Origin of the sequence: Stutzerimonas sp. R40042 (assembly GCF_026642215.1) — a bacterium.
GTDB lineage: Bacteria > Pseudomonadota > Gammaproteobacteria > Pseudomonadales > Pseudomonadaceae > Stutzerimonas > Stutzerimonas frequens.
In genome coordinates this window covers 4380847-4399050 of record NZ_CP113258.1, presented here as the reverse complement: position 1 = coordinate 4399050, position 18204 = coordinate 4380847, and the positions used below count along the sequence as shown (strand labels likewise).

Genomic DNA, 18204 nt, shown 5'->3' with positions numbered 1-18204 from the left:
GCGAGGCCTGAACCTTCCGGTCGCGGTGTTGCTGCAGTAGGCTTCGCCTCCCATCCCGCGCCGCGAAGCTCCCTCCTTGAACAGCCGCTTCTTCAAGACTTTCTTGCCCATCGTGGGCCTGCTGATGTTGTCTTGGTCGTTCTGGGCCAGCGACGGTTGGCTCGAGCTGTGCGCGGGACTCGCGCTGTTCCTGTTCGGCATGCAATGCCTCGAAGAGGGCCTGCGCCAGCTGGCCGGCAGCAAGCTCGAACAGCTTCTGGCGCGCAGTACCGCGACGCCGCTCAAGGGGCTGATGTTCGGCATCAGCGGCACCATGCTGCTGCAGTCCAGCACGCTGGTCTCGTTGCTCACCATCGCCTTCATCAGTACCGGCTTGATCAAGCTCGCCGGCGGCATCGCCATCCTGTTCGGCGCCAACCTCGGTTCCACTACCGGCATCTGGCTGCTGGCACTGGCCGGGCAGAATGTCAGCCTCAGCCCGCTGGCCTTGCCGCTGCTGGTCTTCGGCGTGCTGGCGAGCTTCAGCGGCGACAAGGGCAAGGCCGCCGGGCGCATCGTGCTCGGCATCGCCTTCATCTTTCTCGGTATCGATCAGATCAAGAGCGGGTTCTCCAGCTTCGGCGGCATGAACCTGTCGCAGTATCACGCCGGTGGCCTGACCGGCCAGTTGCTGTTCGTCGGTATCGGCCTGCTCGCCACCGTGGTACTGCAATCGAGCCATGCCACGCTGATGCTGACCCTGACCGCGCTGGCTGCCGGTCAGCTGGATCTGATCCAGGCCCTGGCCACCGCCATCGGCGCGAACGTCGGCACCAGCGTCACCACCGCGTTTGTCGGCTCGCTGGGCGGCAATCGCAATGGCCGGCGCCTGGCCCTGGCACATGTGCTGTTCAACGTCACGACCGCCGTCCTGGCGATCGCGCTGCTGGTGCCCCTGGCATGGCTGGTGACGTGGCTGGTCGCGCCGCTGGGGCTGGGTGAGAATCGGCTGATTCAGCTGGCGCTGTTTCATACGTTGTTCAACGGCATTGGCGTACTGCTGTTCTGGCCCTGGCAGACGCAGCTGGCGAATTTCCTGCTGCGCGTACTGCCGGAGCGGGCCGAGCCGACGGTGCTGATCACCGAGCTGGCGCCGGCACAGCCGGACGGAACCACCCACGCCCGCTATCTCAATGATCGCGCGCTGGATTCGGCCGATGCAGCGGCCAGCGCGGTGGCGCAGGAACTGCAGCATCTGGCGCGCCTGAGCCTGGAAGTGATCTGTCACGCGACCTACCTGCCGGTGGAGCAGCTACGCCAGCAGGGGCCGATCGACGAGACGCTGATCAAGGCGAAGCCCGAAGCCCAGGCGTTGGATGCCGAGGGCCTCTACAAACGCCATATCAAGGGCGTGTATTCCGACCTGCTGACCTTCATGGGCCGCCTGGAGCTGCCGCTGGACGAGAGCCACCAGGCGTTCTGGCTGAACTGCCAGGTCGCTGCGCTGCAGCTGGTGGATGCGGTCAAGGATGCCAAGCACCTGCAGAAGAACCTTGGCCACTACCTGCGTACCGATGAGTCTGGTGCTCGACAGGCCTATGTCGAACTGCGCCGACATCTGCTGGAGTCGCTACGGGAGATCCGCGCATTGAGCCACTCGGAGCTGCCTGATGAGCTCTGGCGCGAGCGACTGAACTGGCTGGACGAGCGCGCCGCGCAATTCGACGCCGAATTCCGCCGGCGGCTGTTCGAGTCGATCCGCAATCACAAGCTGGACGGCCTGCAGACCAGTTCGCTGATGAATGACCTGGGCTATGCCAGTCGCATCATCCAGAGCCTGCGCAACGCCTTGCTGCTGGGCGAGGGCCACGAGCTGACGCGCCAACTGCGACAGCTGGCGGCCGACGACGGCCCGGTCATTGTGCAGCCGTGATCGGCTGGCGCCGTGCCGGAACCTTCAGTGCGCGGCCGATCCCGCGTGGGTCGCTGGCCGCCTCGACCTGACCGCTCGGCTTGTGCCAGTAGAGCACCTGCTGATTGCCGTAGTCGCGCTCGATCAGCCTGGGCTGGTGGCCGCGGGCACGTAGCGCGTCCAGCTGCGCCGGGCTGAAGGCATCGGCTTCGTACTGCAGCACATCCGGCAGGTACTGATGGTGATAGCGCGGCACTGCCGGCCAGGCCTGCACCGGCTCGCCATCCAGGTAAGACAGTGCCGAAAGCAGCACCATGCTGGGGATACGGCTGCCGCCGGGCGTGCCGAAGGCGGCGAACTCCTCGGCGCTTTCGATGAAGGTCGGGCTCATGCTCGACAGCGGCCGCTTGCCGCCGGCGACGGCGTTGGCGCTGCTGCCTTGCAGGCCGTAGGCATTGCTGCCGTCGATGTCGGCGGCGAAATCGTCCATCTCGTCGTTGAGCAGCACACCGGTGCCGGGCACGGTGAAGGCAGCACCGAACATCATGTTCAGCGACAGCGTCGCCGCCACCGCATTGCCTTCGGCATCGATCACCGCGAAGTGTGTGGTGTGCTCGCCCTCGCGCCAGCGCGGTGCCGCTGGCAGGTCGCTGCTCGGGGTGGCGCGTTCGCGGTCGATGGATGCCGCCAGTTGATCGAGGTAGGGGGCGGACAACAGCCGTGCGAGCGGTGCGCTGACGAAATCGGGGTCGCCCAGCAGACCACGGTCACGGTAAGCGCGGCGCAGCGCCTCGATCACCAGGTGGCTGCGCTGCAGCGGTTCGGCCTCGCGCCAGGCGAGGCGTTCGAGGATGCCCAGGCTCTGCGCGAGGATCATCCCGCCGGCCGAGGGCGGCGGCGCGCCAATCAGCTCGCGGCCGTCGGCCAGGACGAAACGCAGCGGTTCGCGCTCCACCGTGCGGTAGTCGGCGAGGTCCTCCAGCGACCAGATGCCGCCAGCCGCACGCACGCCCTGGACCAGCTTCTGTGCCAGCTCGCCGCGATAGAAGCCGTCACGGCCGTGGTTGGCCAGGCGCTCCAGGGTTTGCGCCAGCTCCGGCTGGCGCAGCAGATGGCCTTCGGGCGGAAGTTCGCCCTCGTCGAGAAACAGCCGCGCGCTCTCGGGATCGTCACGCAGTGCGGCCAGGCGCCAGCCGGCGCGCTGGCGGTACACCGCATCCACCGCGAAGCCGTCGCGGGCCAGGGCGATGGCGGGTGCCAGGGTCGTCTTGAGCGGCAGGCGACCGCGTTTTTCGGCGAGTTCGACCAGTGCCGCTGGCGTGCCGGGAATCGCCGCGGCCAGCGGGCCGTTCAGCGAGAGTTCGCGCTGGATCTTGCCTTCGCGCAGATACATGTCCGGCGTGGCGGCGCTGGGCGCTCGCTCGCGGGCGTCGAGAAATACATGACGGGCCGGCTCGGCGGCCTCGCGCAGCAGAAAGAAGCCGCCGCCGCCGAGCCCGGAGCCGTAGGGTTCGACCACGGCCAACGCGGCGCTCACCGCGACGGTGGCGTCGAAGGCGTTGCCGCCTGCTTCGAGGATCTGTCGGCCGACTTCGCTGGCCAGGGGGTGGGCGGTGGCAACGGCACCGTTGTCGAGCGGGCTGGCCTGGACGCTGCAGGCCAGCAACAGCAGGACGGCGAACCAGCCGTGGAGCACCCTGAACAGGAGCGTCCGCCGGGTCGGTTGCCGCCAGCGCATCACGCCTTGCCGGTGATGATCAGGTACTTCTGCATCAGTTCGTCCTTGCTCTCGACGTTGTTCTCGTCGAGCGGAATGCAGTCTACCGGGCAAACCTGCTGGCACTGCGGTTCGTCATAGTGGCCGACGCACTCGGTGCAGAGGTTGGGGTCGATGACGTAGATCTCCTCGCCCTGGGAGATGGCGCTGTTCGGGCACTCCGGCTCGCAGACATCGCAGTTGATGCAGTCATCGGTGATTTTCAGGGACATCCAGCGAACTCCTGCCGTGGCTCGAACCACGGCACAGCTAAATTACGACGGCCAATTGTGCCGCATCGGCGCGCGGCGTGCATCCGACGCAGCGCCGACGGTGGCCCTCAGTTCTGGCCGAAGCGCGTCTTGAGCGCCTGCATCACGGCCGGATGGACGAACTTCGAGACGTCGCCCTGGAGCGAGGCGATCTCGCGCACCAGGGTCGAGGAAATGTAGGAGTACTTTTCCGACGGCGTGAGGAACAGGCTTTCGACGTCCGGCGCCAGCTGCCGGTTCATGTTGGCCAGCTGGAATTCGTATTCGAAGTCGGATACCGCGCGCAGACCGCGCAGCAGGATGTTGGCCTGCTGCTCCTTGACGAAATGGGCGAGCAGGGTGGAGAAGCCGATGACCTTGACGTTCGGCAGGTGCTTGGTCACCTCGCGGGCCAGCTCTACACGTTGCTCCAGCGGGAACAGCGGGTTCTTCTTCGGGTTGGCCGCCACGGCGATGATGACCTCGTCGAACAGCCGCGAGGCACGTTCCACCAGATCGGCGTGGCCCATGGTGATGGGATCGAAGGTTCCCGGATACAACACTCGATTCATCGCGGCGTCCTGACGCATGCGTGGGGGTGTGGATGGTAGCGGCTCGGTATCGGCAGCGTAAAGCCTGAATGGCCGTGCGGCGATCTGCCGCGAATGCGGGGCAATCTCAGGCGTTCTGCAAACGATCGATCAGCTCTGCCGTCAGTTTCGCGCACAGTGCGTAGATCGACAGCTGCGGGTTGGCGCCGACACTGGTGGGAAACAGCGAGCCGTCGTGTATCGACAGGTTGCCCAGCTGATGGTGCCGGCCGAGGCTGTCGGTTACCGCCTGGCGCGGGTCCTCGCCCATGGCGCAACCGCCCATGACGTGGGCGCTGCCGAGGCGGGTGCGGTACGGCGCGAGGTCGAGACGCTCGATCAGTTCGCGGGCGGCGCGGGGCGTCTTCACGTAGCGGGCGTCGGCATGCAGCGGCAGTACGGCGCGCGCCCCCGCGGCGAACTGGATCTCGGCCATGCTCAGAAAGGCGCGGCGGATACCGTTCCAGGCATAGTCGGTCATGCGGTAGTCGAGCACTGGGCTGCCGTCGCTGCGCAGCTCGACCGTGCCCTCGGCACTGTCCGGATGAAAGCCGTCGCGCTGCAGGGCGATCATCGCGTGGGTGTGCGGCAGCGCGGCCAGGCGCCGGGCGTTCTGCATGCCATAGTCGCCGAGCAGGGTGGCGGCGAGAGCCGGGTGAACCGGCGGCACCTCCAGCTTGTAGCCGGCAGGGCCGGTCGCGCCGTCGCGCCATTGAAAGTGATCGGAGTAGATCGATTGCGGTGCGCCGTAGAAGGCTTCGATGCGCTCGTCGAAGCGTGCCGCGGAGAAGTTCGTCAGGTGCAGGAAGGTGCGCTTGCCGACGCGCTTATGTGGGTCCGGCGCATCGGAGCGCAGCAGCAGCGCCGGGGTGTTGATACCGCCGCCGGCGAGGATGTAATGCTTGGCGATTACGCGGATGCGTCGACCGTTCGGCGCCACGCAACGTTCATCCATGCCCAGGCAGTCCAGGCCGACGACCCGCTCGCCCTGCATCAGCAGGCGTTCGGCGCGGGCGAGGTAGAGCAGCTCGCCGCCCTTGTCCAGCAGCGCTGGAATGCTGGTGACCAGCATCGACTGCTTGGCATTGGTCGGGCAGCCCATGCCGCAGTAGCCCAGATTCCAGCAGCCGCGCACGTTGCGCGGGATCACCGCCCAGTGATAGTCGAGCCGTTCGCAGCCGCGTTTGAGCACCTGGTTGTTGGCGTTCGGCGGGACTGCCCAGGGCGTGATGCCTAGGTGCTGCTCCATGCGTTCGAACCAGGGCTGTAAGGCCTCGGCGGAGAGGCCGCGCACACCGTGTTCGCGCGCCCAGTGCGCCAGCGTCTGCGGCGGGGTGCGGAAGCTCGAGGTCCAGTTCACCAGGGTGGTGCCGCCTACCGCACGGCCCTGCAGGATGGTGATGGCGCCGTCCTTGCTGGTGCGGCCGATGGCCTCCTGATAGAGCGAGCGGTAGGCACGGGCTTCCTGCATGTCGAAGTCGCGGCTGGTGCGCAGTGGGCCTTCCTCGATCAGCAGCACTTTGAAGCCGGCGGCACTGAGGATTTCCGCGCTGGTGGCGCCGCCTGCGCCGCTGCCGACGATGGCGATGTCGGCTTCCAGCGTCAGGTCGTGCGGCAGGCGCGAGCCGTCATGGGTGGTCCAGCCACGGGCGAGGCCTTCGGCGAAGAGATCGGGAACGGGCACGGCGGCCTCCTTGGTCAGACGGCCGGTGGCCCGGGATAGCCGCAGTGCGCCCAGGAAGCCGGGCAGGCGTACCAGGCCATGAGGATCATCTGCAGCAGCGAGGCATGCCCCTGGCGCAGCAGCGCCAGCGAGCTGTTCTGCCAACGGTTTAGGAACGCCCGCAGTTCGTCATCCGAGGCCTCGCGCCAGTCGCGCCAGATGCCAGTGAGCGGACCGCGGGTCAGGGGTTGGGTGAGCACATCGAACAACTGGCGTACCTGGGCCGCCAGCGCCGGCGAAAGATGGTGCAGGCCCTGATCCAGGCTGATAAGAGTGGCTGCCGCCGCTTGCGGCATTTCGGCCGGTGGCACCGACCCCTCCAACAACAACGGAATCAGGCGATGTAGCATCGGCAGGTCGCTCTCGCGCAGCACGGCGAAGCCGCTGGCGGGAACGGCGGCTGTCGCCCCGGCGCAGCGGCCGAGCAGTCCGCCGGCGGCCAGGATGGTGCTGCCGAGCAGCCCGACCTTGAGCAGGGTGCGGCGGTTCATGGCGAGATCGTGCATCGTGGCGTCGCGTTTCAGCGGATGAACAGAGCGTAGATCAGCTTCTGCCACCACTTGCCGTAGGGTGGATAGACCAGCCGGGCGGCGTTGAAGCGCTGCTTGGCGAAAACGCTCTTGGCCTTGCTGAAGGTCAGGAATCCCTCGCGGCCGTGGTAGTGGCCCATGCCTGAGGGGCCGATGCCGCCAAAGGGCAGATCGTCCTGGGCGACGTGCAGCAGGGTGTCGTTCAGGCAGACCCCGCCCGAATGTGTCGAGTCCAGAACCCGCTGCTGTTCGGGCCGGTCGTAGCCGAAGTAGTAAAGCGCCAGCGGCCGCGGCCGGGCATTGACGTAGGCCAGCGCCTTGTCCAGCTCGTCGTAGGGAATGATCGGTAGCAGCGGGCCGAAGATCTCCTCGTGCATCACCCGCATGTGCTCGTTGACCTCGAGCAGCAGGCAGTGCGGCATACGCCGCTGCTGCGCCTCGGTGAACAGTGGCACGACCTGGGCGCCCTTGGCGCGGGCATCGTCGAGGTAGTCCTGCAATCTTGCCAGCTGACGCGCATTGATGATTGCGGTGTAGTCGGGGTTGTCCGCAAGGCTCGGATACAGACGCTGTACCGCTTCACGATAGGCGTCGACGAAGCCCTCGAGGCGGGCCCGCGGTACCAGCACATAGTCCGGCGCGACGCAGGTCTGCCCGGCATTCATGCATTTGCCGAAGGCGATGCGCTCGGCGGCATCGGCCAGCGGTACCGTGGCCGAGACGATGGCCGGCGACTTGCCGCCCAGCTCGAGGGTCACCGGGGTGAGGTTCTCGGCGGCGGCACGCATCACGTCACGGCCTATATGCGTTGCGCCGGTGAACAGCAGATGGTCGAACGGCAGGCGGGCAAAGGCGCGCCCGACCTCGACATCGCCGAGCACCACCGCCACCTGATTCTCCGGAAAAACCTGCGCCAGCAGCGCCTTCAGCAGCTGGCCGGTGGCCGGTGTCGACTCGCTCATCTTCAGCATCACCCGATTGCCTGCCGCCAGCGCGCCGACCAGTGGGCCGATGGCCAGGTAGAGCGGGTAGTTCCACGGCACGATGATGCCCACCACTCCCAGCGGCTGATAGACGACCCGCGCACTGGCCGGCTGGAAAGCCAGGCCGACCCGGCGCCGCGATGGCTTCATCCAGCGCCGCAGATGGCGGCAGGCGTAGCGGATGCCATGCAGGCTGGGCATCAGTTCGGCCAGCAGGGTCTCGTCGGCCGAGCGATGACCGAAATCCGTGCTGATCGCCTCGATCAGAGCCGGCTGGTGAGTCGCCAGCACATCGCGCAGCGCGTCCAGCCAGCGCAGACGGTCTTCCTCGGATGGCATCGGTGCGGCGGCGAATGCTGCACGCTGGCAAGCGAACACCGCTTCAAGGGCGGCGAGTGCTTGTGGAGTGTCGGCTGACATTGGGGCTCCGGCTGGCGAGGCGGGTTGATAGATTTCTAGAGTAATTGCTCTAAACTGTCAACGAGACGTGCTTGCCCGACCGCTGCCGTGTACCGTTGCCCCTTCGCTCCATCGCCGAGATCCCGCCGCCCATGGCACCCCGAGCAAAGACCCGCGATCGCATCATCGAAGCCAGCCTGGCGCTGTTCAACGCCCAGGGCGAACGCAACGTCACCACCAACCACATCGCCGCGCACCTGGGCATCTCGCCGGGAAACCTCTACTACCACTTCCCCAACAAGCAGGCGATCGTCGCCGAGCTGTTCGGCCAGTACGAGGCGCGGGTCGATGCCTTTCTGCGCCTGCCGCTGGCGCGCGCGATGCAGGTAGAGGACAAGGCGATCTACCTGGAGGCACTGCTCGGCGCGATGTGGGATTACCGTTTTCTGCACCGGGATCTGGAGGGGTTGCTCGACGCCGATATGGAGTTGGCGCGGCGCTACGAAGGCTTTGCCGCGCGTTGCCTGCAGCATGCTCGGGCGATCTACCAGGGTTTCGTCGAAGTCGGGATTCTGGAGATGGACGATGAACAAACCGAGGCGCTGGCGCTCAATGCCTGGATCATCGTTACGTCCTGGATTCGCTTCCTCGGCACGGTTGGCGCCGGGGCGGGCCAGCTCGATCCTGTGCAGATGCGGCGTGGCATCTATCAGGTGCTGGCGCTGGAGAGCGGCTTCGTCGCGACCGAAGCGCGCGAGGCGGTGGCTGCATTGCGGGGTCAGTACTTCGTTGCGCTGGAGTCGCTGCTGCCGACGGCGGATGCCTGACGCCTCTCAGGGCTCGCTCAGCCACTGCGGAATCCGTCGCTCCAGGTAGTAGCGAGGGCGGCGTGGCGTGCCTTCGACAAAGCCGACGTGGCCGCCGCGACGGTGCAGCTCCAGGGTTGTGGTTGCGGACAGTTCGGTTGGTTCCGGTACGCTGTGGCGGAACACGAAGGGGTCGTCCGCGGCCTGGATCAGCAGGGTCGGTGTCGCGATCGCTGGCAGGTAGTAGCGGCTGGAGGCACGGCGGTAGTAGTCCTGGGCGTCGCTGTAGCCGTGCAGCGGTGCGGTGAAGCGACCGTCGAAATCCCAGAAGGTGCGCATGCCGTGCAGCGGGCCGAGGCTCTGCAAGGCACCGAGGTGGTTCAGCAGCCCCTCGCGCTGGAAGCGCTGTTGTTTGTCCCTCACGTAGGCCACCATCGCCTTCATGAAATGCGCCTGGTAGACGCGGGAGAAGCCGAGGCCGATGCGATCGGCGCACTGGTCCAGGCGAAACGGCACCGACACCGCCGCCGCCTTGCGCAGCGGGCAACTGGAACCGGTTTCGCCGAGGTACTTGAGCAGCACGTTGCCACCCAGCGAGTAGCCCACCGCGTGCAGCGGTGCCATGGGTCGGCTGGCCTGTAGATGCCCGATCACTTCGGCGAGATCGTCGCTGGCGCCGGAATGATAGGCGCGCGGCAGTAGATTCGGTTCGCCCGAGCAGCCGCGCCAGTTGATCGCGACGCTGCCCCAGCCCTGTGCGGCCAGTTGTTGCTGCAGGCCGAGCACGTATAGCGAGCTGGACGAGCCGGTCAGCCCGTGCAGCACCAGCACCAGTGGCGCCGTGGCCTCATGCGGGCCGTGCCAGTCCAGGTCGATGAAATCGCCATCGGCCAGCCACAGTCGCTCACGCCGGCGTTCGAGACGCGGCGCCTTGCGAAAGAAGGGGTTCCACAAGGTCTGCAAGTGCGGCCCGGGAAGCCACCAGGCGGGTTGGAAGGTTTCGGACACGGTCTCGGGTTCCTCGTTTGCTCCGACGTTAGAGCGTTGGCGGCTCGAAGAAAAGCATGATGCAGGCATTGAATGATGCCTGCCGCCCGGCGACTTACGCCTTTGGGGATATGGTCAGCGCCACCCAAGGGGTGGAGAGTGACGCGATAGTCTTATCCGGAACCCTGCCCATGACGCCTACCCCCTTCGACCAACTGCTCGGCGCCGCGCGCCAAGAGCGCGAGCCCCAGCGCCTGCTGTTCGTCTTTGTCAGCGCCGAACTGCCCGAGGACGCCACCGAGGCCGAGCGCCAGCGTTTCGAGGAAAACGCCGGCGGTTCGCTGAAACCGGTGCTCTGCGTCGACAAGCTGCCCGAGGAACTGAGCGACTTCGCCGCGCTGCGTGAAGAATCCGAGCGCACCGGCGTGGCCTGGGACCTGCTGTTCGCCGCGGCGCTGCCCGGCCAGGCCGGCATCACGCCGAACGCAGACGAGGCCGAGCAGCCACTGAAGATGATGGTCAGCGCGATCGAGACCGGCAACGTCGGCCGCTTCCTGGCCTTCGATCGCAACGGTCAGACCGTCGACTTCTACTGAAGTCGCCGACTTCAAGCGGTAGGTGCGTGGCGCTCCCAGAGTGCGTAGTGCACCTTGCCGGCCTGCTTCTCCCGATGCAGTCGCCAGTTCCCCGGCAGGCCGAGGCTGGACGGCAGCGCCTCGCTTTCGGTGTAGACCCAGGCGTGTTCGGCCAGCCAACCCTTGCTCTCCAGCAGCTCGCAGGCCGGTTGCAACAGATTCTTGTTGAACGGCGGGTCGAGGAATACCAGGTCGAAGGCGGTCGGCGTCTGAGTTTCCAGATAGCGCAGGGCATCGCTCTGCAGCAGTTGGCCGTGGCCGCAGTTGAGCGTGTCCAGGTGCTTGCGCAGGCTGGCGATGGCATTGGCGTTCACGTCCAGCGCCAGGGCCATGCTGGCGCCGCGCGACAGCGCTTCCAGATAGATCGCGCCGCTGCCGGTGAACGGATCGAGCACCCGTGCGCCGGATAGGTAGGGTGCCAGCCAGTTGAACAGGGTTTCGCGCACCCGGTCCGGCGTAGGGCGCAGGCCTTCGGCATCGGGAAAGCTGAAGCGGCGCGAGCGCCACTCGCCGCCGATGATGCGCAGCTGGCCCTGGCCGCCGTGGGCGTTGGGGCGAATGGGTGGATTGGCCATCAGTGCTCCGGAACGCCGCTGGGCTGTTCGGCTGGTTTATCGGTGGGCGGCGGCAGCGGCTGCTGCTCGACGTTGGGGCCGGCGGTGACGATGACGAAGGCATCGGCCTGCAGATGCTTGTTCATCGCGGCTTTGACTTGTTCGACCGTCAGCGCCTGCACCTCGCCCATGAAATCCTCTAGGTAGGTCAGCGGCAGGTCGTAGAAGCCGATGCTGCCGAGCTGACCGACGATGTCGGCATTGCTTGCGGTAGACAGCGGGAAGCTGCCGGCGATCTCGCGCTTGCTGCGCTCCAGCTCGGCCTCGGTCGGACCCTCCACGAGGTAGTCGCGGACCAGCTGCTGCACCAGTTCCAGCGCGCCATCGGTGAGTTCGGCGCGGGTCTGCATGCTGATCATGAACGGCCCTTCGGCGCGCATCGGGCTGAAGCCGGAGTAGATGCCGTAGGTCAGGCCGCGCTTTTCGCGCACCTCTTCCATCAGTCGCGTGCCGAAGCCGCCGCCGCCGAGGATCTGGTTGCCCAGATACAGCGCCGCATAGTCCGGATGGCCGCGAGGGATGCCGAGTTGGGCCAGCATCAGGTGGCTCTGGTTGGAGGGGAAGTCAACGTGATGCTTGCCGGCTGCGGGCGGTTGGGGCGACGGCGTCGTTGGCAGCGCCGGGCCTTCCGGCAGCGCGGCGGAGACCTCGGCGGCGAGCGCTTCGGCTTCCTCGCGGGAAAGGTCGCCGACCAGTGCGATCACCGCATTGCCTGCCGCATAGGCGCGGGCGTGGAAGTCGCGCAGCTGCTCGACGCTGATCGCCGGAATCGACTCGGGCGTGCCTTCGCTGGGATGGGCGTAGGGGTGATCGCCATAGAGTTGCTCGAACAGCTCGAGGCTGGCCAGCTTGCCGGGGTTCTGCTTCTGGAATTCGAAGCCGGCCAGCAGCTGGTTCTTGATCCGTTGCAGCGAGTCCTCCGGGAAGGTCGGCTGGCCGATGACCTGGTTGAACAGCGCCAGCGCCGGCTCGCGCTTGTCCGGTGCACTGAGGCTGCGCAGGCTGACCACCGCCATGTCGCGGTAGGAACCGTTGCCGAAGTTCGCACCGAGGCCTTCGAAGCCGCGGGCGATGGCGCTGACGTCCTTGCCTTCGACGCCCTCGTTGAGCATGGCATTGGTCAGCAAGGCCAGGCCGGGCATGTCGCCGTCCTGGCTACTGCCGGCGGAAAAAGTCAGGCGCAGGTCGAACATCGGTAGCTCGCGGGCCTCGACGAAAAGCACCTTGGCGCCTTCGCTGGTCTGCCAGCTCTGGATGTCCAGCTTGCGACGGGCCAGCGGCTGGTCGCTCAGCTCGCTGAGCGATTCCAGGCGCGGCTTTTCGGGCGTTGCGGTCGGCACGGCAGGCTGGCTCGCCTCGCGGGCGACATCCTGCTCCGCCGGCTGGCCGGGCTGTGGCAGGGCGGTGGAGCCTTCGTCGCAGCCCGCCAGGCCGAAGCTGGCCGCCAGCAGCAGGCCAAGCAGACCGTTGCGCAGGGCTTTGCAATCACTCATCACGGGCTTCCTCGGGCAGAACATGGGCGACGCTCAGGCGGGAGCGGGTGAAGTAGGTGCGGGCGGCCTGCTGGATGTCCTCGGGCGTGACCGCTTCCAGCGCGCTCAGCTCCTCGTCCATCAGGCGCCAGGACAGCCCGACGGTTTCCAGCTTGCCGATGGTGGTGGCCTGCTGGGTGATGGAGTCGCGCTCGTAGACCAGGCCGGCGATGACCTGGGCACGCACGCGCTCGAGTTCGTCCGCCGAGGGTGGCGTCTCCTTGAGCGCGTCCAGCTGCCGCCAGAGACCGGCTTCGACTTCTTCCAGGGTGCGGCCCTTCTGCAAGTTCGGCGCGGCGCTCAAGACGAACAGGCTGTCGCCACGGGCATAGGCGTCGTACCAGGCCGAGGCGCTGGTCACCAGTTCCTCACCGCGCTCCAGCCGCTCCGGCAGGCGCGCGCTGTAGCCGCCGTCGAGCAGGGCGGAGATCAACCGCAGGGCATGCACCTGGCGAGCGTTCTCCTCGGTCGCAAGGCTCGGTGCATTGAAGGCCATGAGCAGCGTCGGCAGCTGGGTCTTCACGTGCAGCTGGAGGCGGCGCTCGCCCGGTTCGTCCAGCTCAAGCGGCCGCTTGGCCGCCGGCACCTCGCGTTTCTCGATGCCGCCGAAGAAGCGTTCGGCCAGCCCGCGGACCTCGTCGACGGTCACGTCGCCGACCACCACCAGGGTGGCGTTGTTCGGTGCATACCACTGCTCGTACCAGGCGCGCAGCTCGTCGGCCTGCATGCGGTTGAGATCGGCCATCCAGCCGATGGTCGGGTTGCGGTAGCCGCTGGCGGGATAGGTGATGGTCTTGAAGCGCTCGTAGGCCAGCGAGCTGGGCTTGTCATCGGTGCGCAGGCGGCGTTCTTCCTTGATCACTTCGATCTCGCGGGCGAACTCCTCGGGCGGCAGCCTGAGGCTGGCCAGGCGGTCGGCTTCGAGCTCGAACGCAACGGCCAGGCGGTCGCGTGCCAGAACTTGGTAATAGGCCGTGTAGTCGTCGCTGGTGAAGGCATTTTCCTCGGCGCCCAGCTCACGCAGGATGCGCGAGGCTTCGCCGGCATCGAGCTTGCGGCTGCCCTTGAACATCATGTGTTCGAGCGCGTGGGAGAGGCCGGTCTGGCCGGCTGTCTCGTAGCTGGAGCCAACCTTGTACCAGAGCTGGGAAACCACCACCGGCGCACGATGATCCTCGCGCACGATCACCTTCAGGCCGTTGTCGAGGAAGAACTCGTGGGTGGGCTGGCTGTCTGCTGCTGCCAGCAGGGGCAGATAGAACGCTCCGAGCAGCAGGGCGGCGGCGCGGCGTAACATCAGAGGCATAGTCGGGACTCGTCCAGGTTGGTGCCCGCCACGGCAGATGGCAGGACGGCGACACGGCAGCCATGGTAATGGCCCGCGCGGGTCAGGCAAAGCCGGGGTATCCGCACAGTCTGCTCGGCCACAGTGCCCGCGCTTAGCGCACCTGCCTGGCGAGGTGCTAGGATAGGGCCCATTTTTAGGCCGGAAGCCAGGCTGCCGGCGTTTCGCATCCTTGAGAATACCTTCTCCATGTTTGGTTCCAACGACGACAAGAAGACGCCGGCCGAGCCCGGTGAAAAGAAAGGCCTGTTCGGCTGGCTGCGCAAGAAGCCGCAGCCCGCGCCGGCAGAGCAGCCCGCCGCCGAACAGCCGGACAGCGAATCGGTCGAGCAGACCGGGGCGCCTGTCGAATCGCCTGTCGCGACACCTCAGGAAGAGCAACCGGCGCGCATGGTCGAGGCCGATATGCAGCCGGCTGAGGACATAGAGCCGGTGCTGCTGCACCCTGAGCCCGAACCCGAACCCGAACCCGAACCCGAACCCGAACCCGAACCGGAGCCGTTACTTGCCCCGGTCGTAGCGACCGCGCCGGAGGCCCCAGCCAAGCTCGGCTTCTTCGCTCGCCTGCGCCAGGGGCTGTCGAAAACCAGCGCCAGCATTGGCGAAGGTATGGCCAGCCTGTTCCTCGGCAAGAAGGCCATCGACGACGATCTGCTCGACGAACTGGAAACCCGCCTGCTGACCGCCGACGTCGGCGTCGAGGCGACCACTGCGATCATGCAGAATCTCACCCGGCGCGTCTCGCGCAAGGAGTTGGCCGACAGCGGCGCGCTCTACACCGCACTGCAGGAAGAACTCGTTGGCCTGCTCAAGCCGGTCGAGCAGCCGCTGACGATCGATGCTGGCAAGCGCCCGTATGTCATCCTGGTGGTCGGCGTGAACGGCGTCGGCAAGACCACCACCATCGGCAAGCTGGCCAAGAAGCTGCAGCTCGACGGCAAGAAGGTCATGCTCGCCGCCGGCGACACATTCCGCGCTGCGGCGGTGGAGCAGCTGCAGGTCTGGGGCGAGCGCAACGGCATTCCGGTGGTCGCCCAGCACACTGGTGCCGATTCCGCCTCGGTGATCTTCGATGCGGTGCAGGCCGCCAAGGCGCGCGGCATCGACGTGCTGATCGCCGACACCGCGGGCCGACTGCATACCAAGGACAACCTGATGGAAGAGCTGAAAAAAGTCCGTCGGGTGATGGGCAAGCTCGACGAGTCGGCTCCCCACGAAGTCCTGCTGGTACTCGACGCCGGCACTGGCCAGAACGCCATCAACCAGACCAAGCAGTTCAACCAGGCGGTCGAGCTGACCGGGCTGGCACTGACCAAGCTCGACGGCACCGCCAAGGGCGGCGTGATCTTCGCGCTGGCCAAGCAGTTCGGCACGCCGATCCGCTACATCGGCGTGGGTGAAGGCATCGACGATCTGCGCACCTTCGAGGCCGATGCCTTCGTCAAGGCGCTGTTCTCCCAGCGGGAAGACGCATGATCCGTTTCGAACAGGTCGGCAAACGCTACCCCAACGGCCACGTCGGGCTGCACGAGCTGTCCTTCCAGGTCAGGCGTGGCGAGTTCCTCTTCGTCACCGGCCATTCCGGTGCCGGCAAGAGCACGCTGCTGCGCCTGCTCTTGGCGATGGAGCGGCCCACCAGTGGCAAGCTGCTGCTGGCCGGGCAGGACCTGTCGCGCATCACCAATGCGCAGATCCCTTTCCTGCGCCGGCAGATCGGCGTGGTGTTCCAGAACCACCAGCTGCTGTTCGATCGTACGGTGTTCGACAACGTCGCCCTGCCGCTGCAGATCCTCGGGCTGAACAAGCGCGAGATCGGCCAGCGGGTGATGACCGCGCTGGAGCGCGTCAGCCTCAAGGACAAGGCGCTGCAGTATCCGGCGGACCTGTCCACCGGCCAGCAGCAGCGTGTCGGCATCGCCCGCGCCGTCGTGCATCGGCCGGCTCTGCTTCTCGCCGATGAACCGACCGGTAACCTCGACCCGCGACTCGCTGCGGAGATCATGGGCGTGTTCGAAGACATCAACCGCCTGGGGACCACAGTGCTGATCGCCAGCCACGACCTGGCGCTGATCGCGCGGATGCGCCATCGCATGCTGACCCTGCAACGTGGTCGCCTGATCGGCGACGGGGAGGCCAGCCGATGAGCAGCGAACGCAATCCCAAGACCAACCCGAGCACGGCCGAGCGCGTCGGCGGTTCGGTGAAGAAGCCGGAGCAGCCACGCGGCGACGAGCCGGACTTCAAGACGCTATTCCACGCCTGGCTGGAAAGTCACCGCGCCAGCCTGGTGGACAGCGTCGGGCGCCTGATCAAGCAGCCGATCGGCAGCTTCTTCACCTGCCTGGTGATGGCCGTGGCGTTGAGCCTGCCCATGGGCCTGGCGCTGCTGCTGGACAACGTCGAGCGACTCGGTGGCTCCTGGCAGCGCGCCGCGCAGATCTCGCTGTTCATGGACCTCGAGGTGGATAGCGCCGCCGGTGAGCGCCTGCGTGACGAGGTTGCGGCCATGCCCGATGTGGCAGCGGCGGACTGGGTCAGTCGCGAGCAGGCGCTGGACGAGTTCCAGCAGCTCTCCGGGCTTGGCGAAGCGCTCAAGGAATTGCCGGAGAATCCGCTGCCCGGCGTGATCATCGTGACACCCGAAGAGGTGGACAAGGACAAGCTCGAAGCGCTGCGCCAGCAGCTGGCCGAGTTGCCGGGCGTGCAGCTGGCGCAGCTGGATCTGCTCTGGGTCGAGCGGCTGACCGCCATCCTCAAGCTCGGCGACCGTTTCGTCTTTGGCCTGACATTGCTGCTGGTGGCGACGTTGCTGCTGGTGATTGGCAACACCATCCGCCTGCACATCGAGAACCGCCGCACCGAGATCGAGGTGGTCAAGCTGGTGGGCGGTACCGATGGTTACGTTCGCCGCCCGTTCCTCTACATGGGGGCCATCTATGGCCTGGGTGCCGGCCTGATCGCCTGGCTGCTGCTGGTCTACGGTCTGGGCTGGCTGAATGAAGCCGTGGTCAACCTGGCGGGCCTCTACGGTAGCGATTTCGGCCTGGGGGGCGTTCCGGCCGGCGATGCGTTATCGCTGGTGATCGGTGCGGTGCTGCTCGGCTACATTGGTGCCTGGCTGGCTGTCGCAAGGCATCTGAGCGAACTCGCTCCGCGTTAAAGTTTCGTTTAAAAACAATGACTTGATTGTTGTATCGGGGAACTTTTCCACAGGCTTGCAGTCTCATGCGGCAATGCTAAACTGCTGCAGCTTCGTCATTGGAGGTACTGCATGACAACTACTCTGCAACCTGTTCAAGCGCTAGTCCCGGGAGCGAATCTCGAGGCCTACGTGCAGACCGTGAACAGCCTCCCGCTGCTCACCGTCGAGCAGGAGCGCGAGCTGGCCGGGCGCCTCTTCTATCATCAGGATCTCGAAGCGGCTCGGCAGATGGTGCTGGCGCACCTGCGTTTCGTCGTTCACATCGCCCGCAGCTATTCCGGCTACGGGCTGGCCCAGGCCGACCTGATCCAGGAAGGCAATGTCGGCCTGATGAAGGCGGTCAAGCGTTTCAATCCGGAAATGGGTGTGCGGTTGGTGTCCTTCGCCGTGCACTGGATTCGCGCCGAAATCCACGAGTTCATCCTGCGCAACTGGCGCATCGTCAAGGTCGCTACCACCAAGGCGCAGCGCAAGCTGTTCTTCAACCTGCGCAGCCAGAAGAAGCGTCTGGCCTGGCTGAACAATGATGAAGTCACCGCCGTGGCCGACAGCCTGGGCGTCGAGCCGCATGAAGTGCGCGAGATGGAAAGCCGCCTGACCGGTCATGACATGGCCTTCGACCCGGCCGCCGATGCCGACGACGACAGCGCCTACCAGTCGCCTGCGCATTACCTGGAAGATCATCGCTACGATCCGGCGCGTCAGCTGGAAGATGCCGACTGGAGTGACAGCTCCACCTCCAGCCTGCACGCCGCGCTTGAGGGGCTCGACGAGCGCAGCCGGGACATTCTCCAGCAGCGCTGGCTGAACGAGGACAAGGCGACCCTGCACGACCTGGCGGCCAAGTACAACGTGTCGGCCGAGCGCATTCGTCAGCTGGAAAAGAATGCGATGAACAAGCTGAAGGGCTCGATCCAGGCCTGACGCCCCTTAGCAGGAACGAATCGCGGGATGCCGATG

General features: G+C 66.3%; 17 protein-coding genes. 7 read left to right on the top strand and 10 right to left on the bottom strand.

Going from position 1 to position 18204, the window contains the following annotated elements; all coding sequences use genetic code 11:
• Nucleotides 1–76 precede the first annotated feature (76 nt).
• Nucleotides 77–1912, top strand: coding sequence for a Na/Pi cotransporter family protein (locus OUY36_RS20685; RefSeq protein WP_267935814.1), 1836 nt, complete (start codon nucleotides 77–79; stop codon nucleotides 1910–1912).
• On the opposite strand, the gene ggt is transcribed toward OUY36_RS20685, so the two are convergent.
• The 6 genes from ggt to OUY36_RS20655 all read right to left on the bottom strand — a co-directional run bounded on the left by ggt (nucleotide 1896) and on the right by OUY36_RS20655 (nucleotide 8144).
• A complete protein-coding gene (gene ggt, locus OUY36_RS20680) occupies nucleotides 1896–3629 on the bottom strand; it encodes a gamma-glutamyltransferase (RefSeq protein ID WP_267935812.1) in 1734 nt (577 codons plus the stop codon). The genes OUY36_RS20685 and ggt overlap by 17 nt on opposite strands.
• Nucleotides 3629–3880: a YfhL family 4Fe-4S dicluster ferredoxin gene (locus OUY36_RS20675; RefSeq protein WP_003303200.1), complete on the bottom strand. Its 252-nt coding sequence runs from the start codon at nucleotides 3878–3880 to the stop codon at nucleotides 3629–3631. Before OUY36_RS20675 ends, ggt begins: the two co-directional genes overlap by 1 nt.
• 107 nt (nucleotides 3881–3987) lie before the next feature.
• Nucleotides 3988–4470: a pantetheine-phosphate adenylyltransferase gene (gene coaD, locus OUY36_RS20670; RefSeq protein WP_013984354.1), complete on the bottom strand. Its 483-nt coding sequence runs from the start codon at nucleotides 4468–4470 to the stop codon at nucleotides 3988–3990.
• A 106-nt stretch (nucleotides 4471–4576) separates the two neighbouring features.
• On the bottom strand, nucleotides 4577–6172 hold the full coding sequence (locus OUY36_RS20665; protein WP_267935811.1) for a GMC family oxidoreductase: 1596 nt from the start codon (nucleotides 6170–6172) through the stop codon (nucleotides 4577–4579).
• A gap of 14 nt (nucleotides 6173–6186) precedes the next feature.
• Nucleotides 6187–6717 carry a hypothetical protein gene (locus tag OUY36_RS20660; RefSeq protein ID WP_063540662.1) on the bottom strand — a complete coding sequence of 177 codons (531 nt, stop codon included), beginning with the start codon at nucleotides 6715–6717 and terminating at the stop codon, nucleotides 6187–6189.
• 14 nt (nucleotides 6718–6731) lie between these two features.
• Entirely contained in the window at nucleotides 6732–8144 is a 1413-nt protein-coding gene (locus OUY36_RS20655; RefSeq protein WP_200630305.1) for a coniferyl aldehyde dehydrogenase, read from the bottom strand.
• Between the two features lie 131 nt (nucleotides 8145–8275).
• Here OUY36_RS20655 and OUY36_RS20650 point away from each other — a divergent pair, with 131 nt between their 5' ends.
• Nucleotides 8276–8950, top strand: coding sequence for a TetR/AcrR family transcriptional regulator (locus tag OUY36_RS20650; RefSeq protein WP_230724201.1), 675 nt, complete (start codon nucleotides 8276–8278; stop codon nucleotides 8948–8950).
• Nucleotides 8951–8956: 6 nt separating this feature from the next.
• Here the strand turns inward: OUY36_RS20650 and OUY36_RS20645 are convergent, their stop codons facing one another.
• A complete protein-coding gene (locus tag OUY36_RS20645; RefSeq protein ID WP_230724202.1) occupies nucleotides 8957–9937 on the bottom strand; it encodes a hydrolase in 981 nt (326 codons plus the stop codon).
• Between the two features lie 170 nt (nucleotides 9938–10107).
• Between OUY36_RS20645 and OUY36_RS20640 the strand changes: the two genes are divergently transcribed.
• Nucleotides 10108–10512 carry a hypothetical protein gene (locus OUY36_RS20640; RefSeq protein ID WP_013984344.1) on the top strand — a complete coding sequence of 135 codons (405 nt, stop codon included), beginning with the start codon at nucleotides 10108–10110 and terminating at the stop codon, nucleotides 10510–10512.
• Nucleotides 10513–10523: 11 nt separating this feature from the next.
• Here the strand turns inward: OUY36_RS20640 and rsmD are convergent, their stop codons facing one another.
• From rsmD to OUY36_RS20625, 3 genes are read right to left on the bottom strand one after another with little or no spacing between them, the layout of a single operon-like run.
• Nucleotides 10524–11126, bottom strand: coding sequence for a 16S rRNA (guanine(966)-N(2))-methyltransferase RsmD (gene rsmD, locus OUY36_RS20635; RefSeq protein ID WP_267935808.1), 603 nt, complete (start codon nucleotides 11124–11126; stop codon nucleotides 10524–10526).
• Complete coding sequence (locus OUY36_RS20630; protein ID WP_267935807.1) at nucleotides 11126–12658, bottom strand: M16 family metallopeptidase; 1533 nt, start codon at nucleotides 12656–12658, stop codon at nucleotides 11126–11128. Before OUY36_RS20630 ends, rsmD begins: the two co-directional genes overlap by 1 nt.
• Nucleotides 12651–14003 (bottom strand): M16 family metallopeptidase, encoded by a 1353-nt coding sequence (locus OUY36_RS20625; protein ID WP_156244978.1) that lies wholly within the window; start codon nucleotides 14001–14003, stop codon nucleotides 12651–12653. Before OUY36_RS20625 ends, OUY36_RS20630 begins: the two co-directional genes overlap by 8 nt.
• 228 nt (nucleotides 14004–14231) lie before the next feature.
• On the opposite strand from OUY36_RS20625, the gene ftsY reads away from it, so the two are divergent.
• The 4 genes from ftsY (at nucleotide 14232) to rpoH (ending at nucleotide 18168) form a co-directional block, all read left to right on the top strand.
• A complete protein-coding gene (gene ftsY / locus OUY36_RS20620) occupies nucleotides 14232–15518 on the top strand; it encodes a signal recognition particle-docking protein FtsY (RefSeq protein WP_267935806.1) in 1287 nt (428 codons plus the stop codon).
• Entirely contained in the window at nucleotides 15515–16186 is a 672-nt protein-coding gene (gene ftsE, locus OUY36_RS20615; RefSeq protein WP_045665759.1) for a cell division ATP-binding protein FtsE, read from the top strand. The genes ftsY and ftsE overlap by 4 nt, the downstream gene beginning before the upstream one ends.
• Entirely contained in the window at nucleotides 16183–17202 is a 1020-nt protein-coding gene (gene ftsX, locus OUY36_RS20610) for a permease-like cell division protein FtsX (protein ID WP_102838920.1), read from the top strand. The genes ftsE and ftsX overlap by 4 nt, the downstream gene beginning before the upstream one ends.
• A 111-nt stretch (nucleotides 17203–17313) precedes the next feature.
• The gene (rpoH, locus tag OUY36_RS20605; protein WP_003297176.1) at nucleotides 17314–18168 is read left to right on the top strand and encodes an RNA polymerase sigma factor RpoH; all 855 of its coding nucleotides are present in this window, start codon (nucleotides 17314–17316) and stop codon (nucleotides 18166–18168) included.
• The last annotated feature ends 36 nt before the right edge of the window (nucleotides 18169–18204 follow it).

What these genes read in the sequence shown, in the direction of transcription:
- OUY36_RS20630 (WP_267935807.1), bottom strand. Translation starts at nt 12,658, where the DNA reads ATGAGTGATTGCAAAGCCCTGCGCAACGGTCTGCTTGGCCTGCTGCTG.
- OUY36_RS20675 (WP_003303200.1), bottom strand. Translation starts at nt 3,880, where the DNA reads ATGTCCCTGAAAATCACCGATGACTGCATCAACTGCGATGTCTGCGAG.
- OUY36_RS20655 (WP_200630305.1), bottom strand. Translation starts at nt 8,144, where the DNA reads ATGTCAGCCGACACTCCACAAGCACTCGCCGCCCTTGAAGCGGTGTTC.
- ftsX (WP_102838920.1), top strand. Translation starts at nt 16,183, where the DNA reads ATGAGCAGCGAACGCAATCCCAAGACCAACCCGAGCACGGCCGAGCGC.
- ftsY (WP_267935806.1), top strand. Translation starts at nt 14,232, where the DNA reads ATGTTTGGTTCCAACGACGACAAGAAGACGCCGGCCGAGCCCGGTGAA.
- OUY36_RS20640 (WP_013984344.1), top strand. Translation starts at nt 10,108, where the DNA reads ATGACGCCTACCCCCTTCGACCAACTGCTCGGCGCCGCGCGCCAAGAG.
- OUY36_RS20625 (WP_156244978.1), bottom strand. Translation starts at nt 14,003, where the DNA reads ATGCCTCTGATGTTACGCCGCGCCGCCGCCCTGCTGCTCGGAGCGTTC.
- rpoH (WP_003297176.1), top strand. Translation starts at nt 17,314, where the DNA reads ATGACAACTACTCTGCAACCTGTTCAAGCGCTAGTCCCGGGAGCGAAT.
- OUY36_RS20650 (WP_230724201.1), top strand. Translation starts at nt 8,276, where the DNA reads ATGGCACCCCGAGCAAAGACCCGCGATCGCATCATCGAAGCCAGCCTG.
- OUY36_RS20660 (WP_063540662.1), bottom strand. Translation starts at nt 6,717, where the DNA reads ATGCACGATCTCGCCATGAACCGCCGCACCCTGCTCAAGGTCGGGCTG.
- ftsE (WP_045665759.1), top strand. Translation starts at nt 15,515, where the DNA reads ATGATCCGTTTCGAACAGGTCGGCAAACGCTACCCCAACGGCCACGTC.
- ggt (WP_267935812.1), bottom strand. Translation starts at nt 3,629, where the DNA reads ATGCGCTGGCGGCAACCGACCCGGCGGACGCTCCTGTTCAGGGTGCTC.
- coaD (WP_013984354.1), bottom strand. Translation starts at nt 4,470, where the DNA reads ATGAATCGAGTGTTGTATCCGGGAACCTTCGATCCCATCACCATGGGC.
- rsmD (WP_267935808.1), bottom strand. Translation starts at nt 11,126, where the DNA reads ATGGCCAATCCACCCATTCGCCCCAACGCCCACGGCGGCCAGGGCCAG.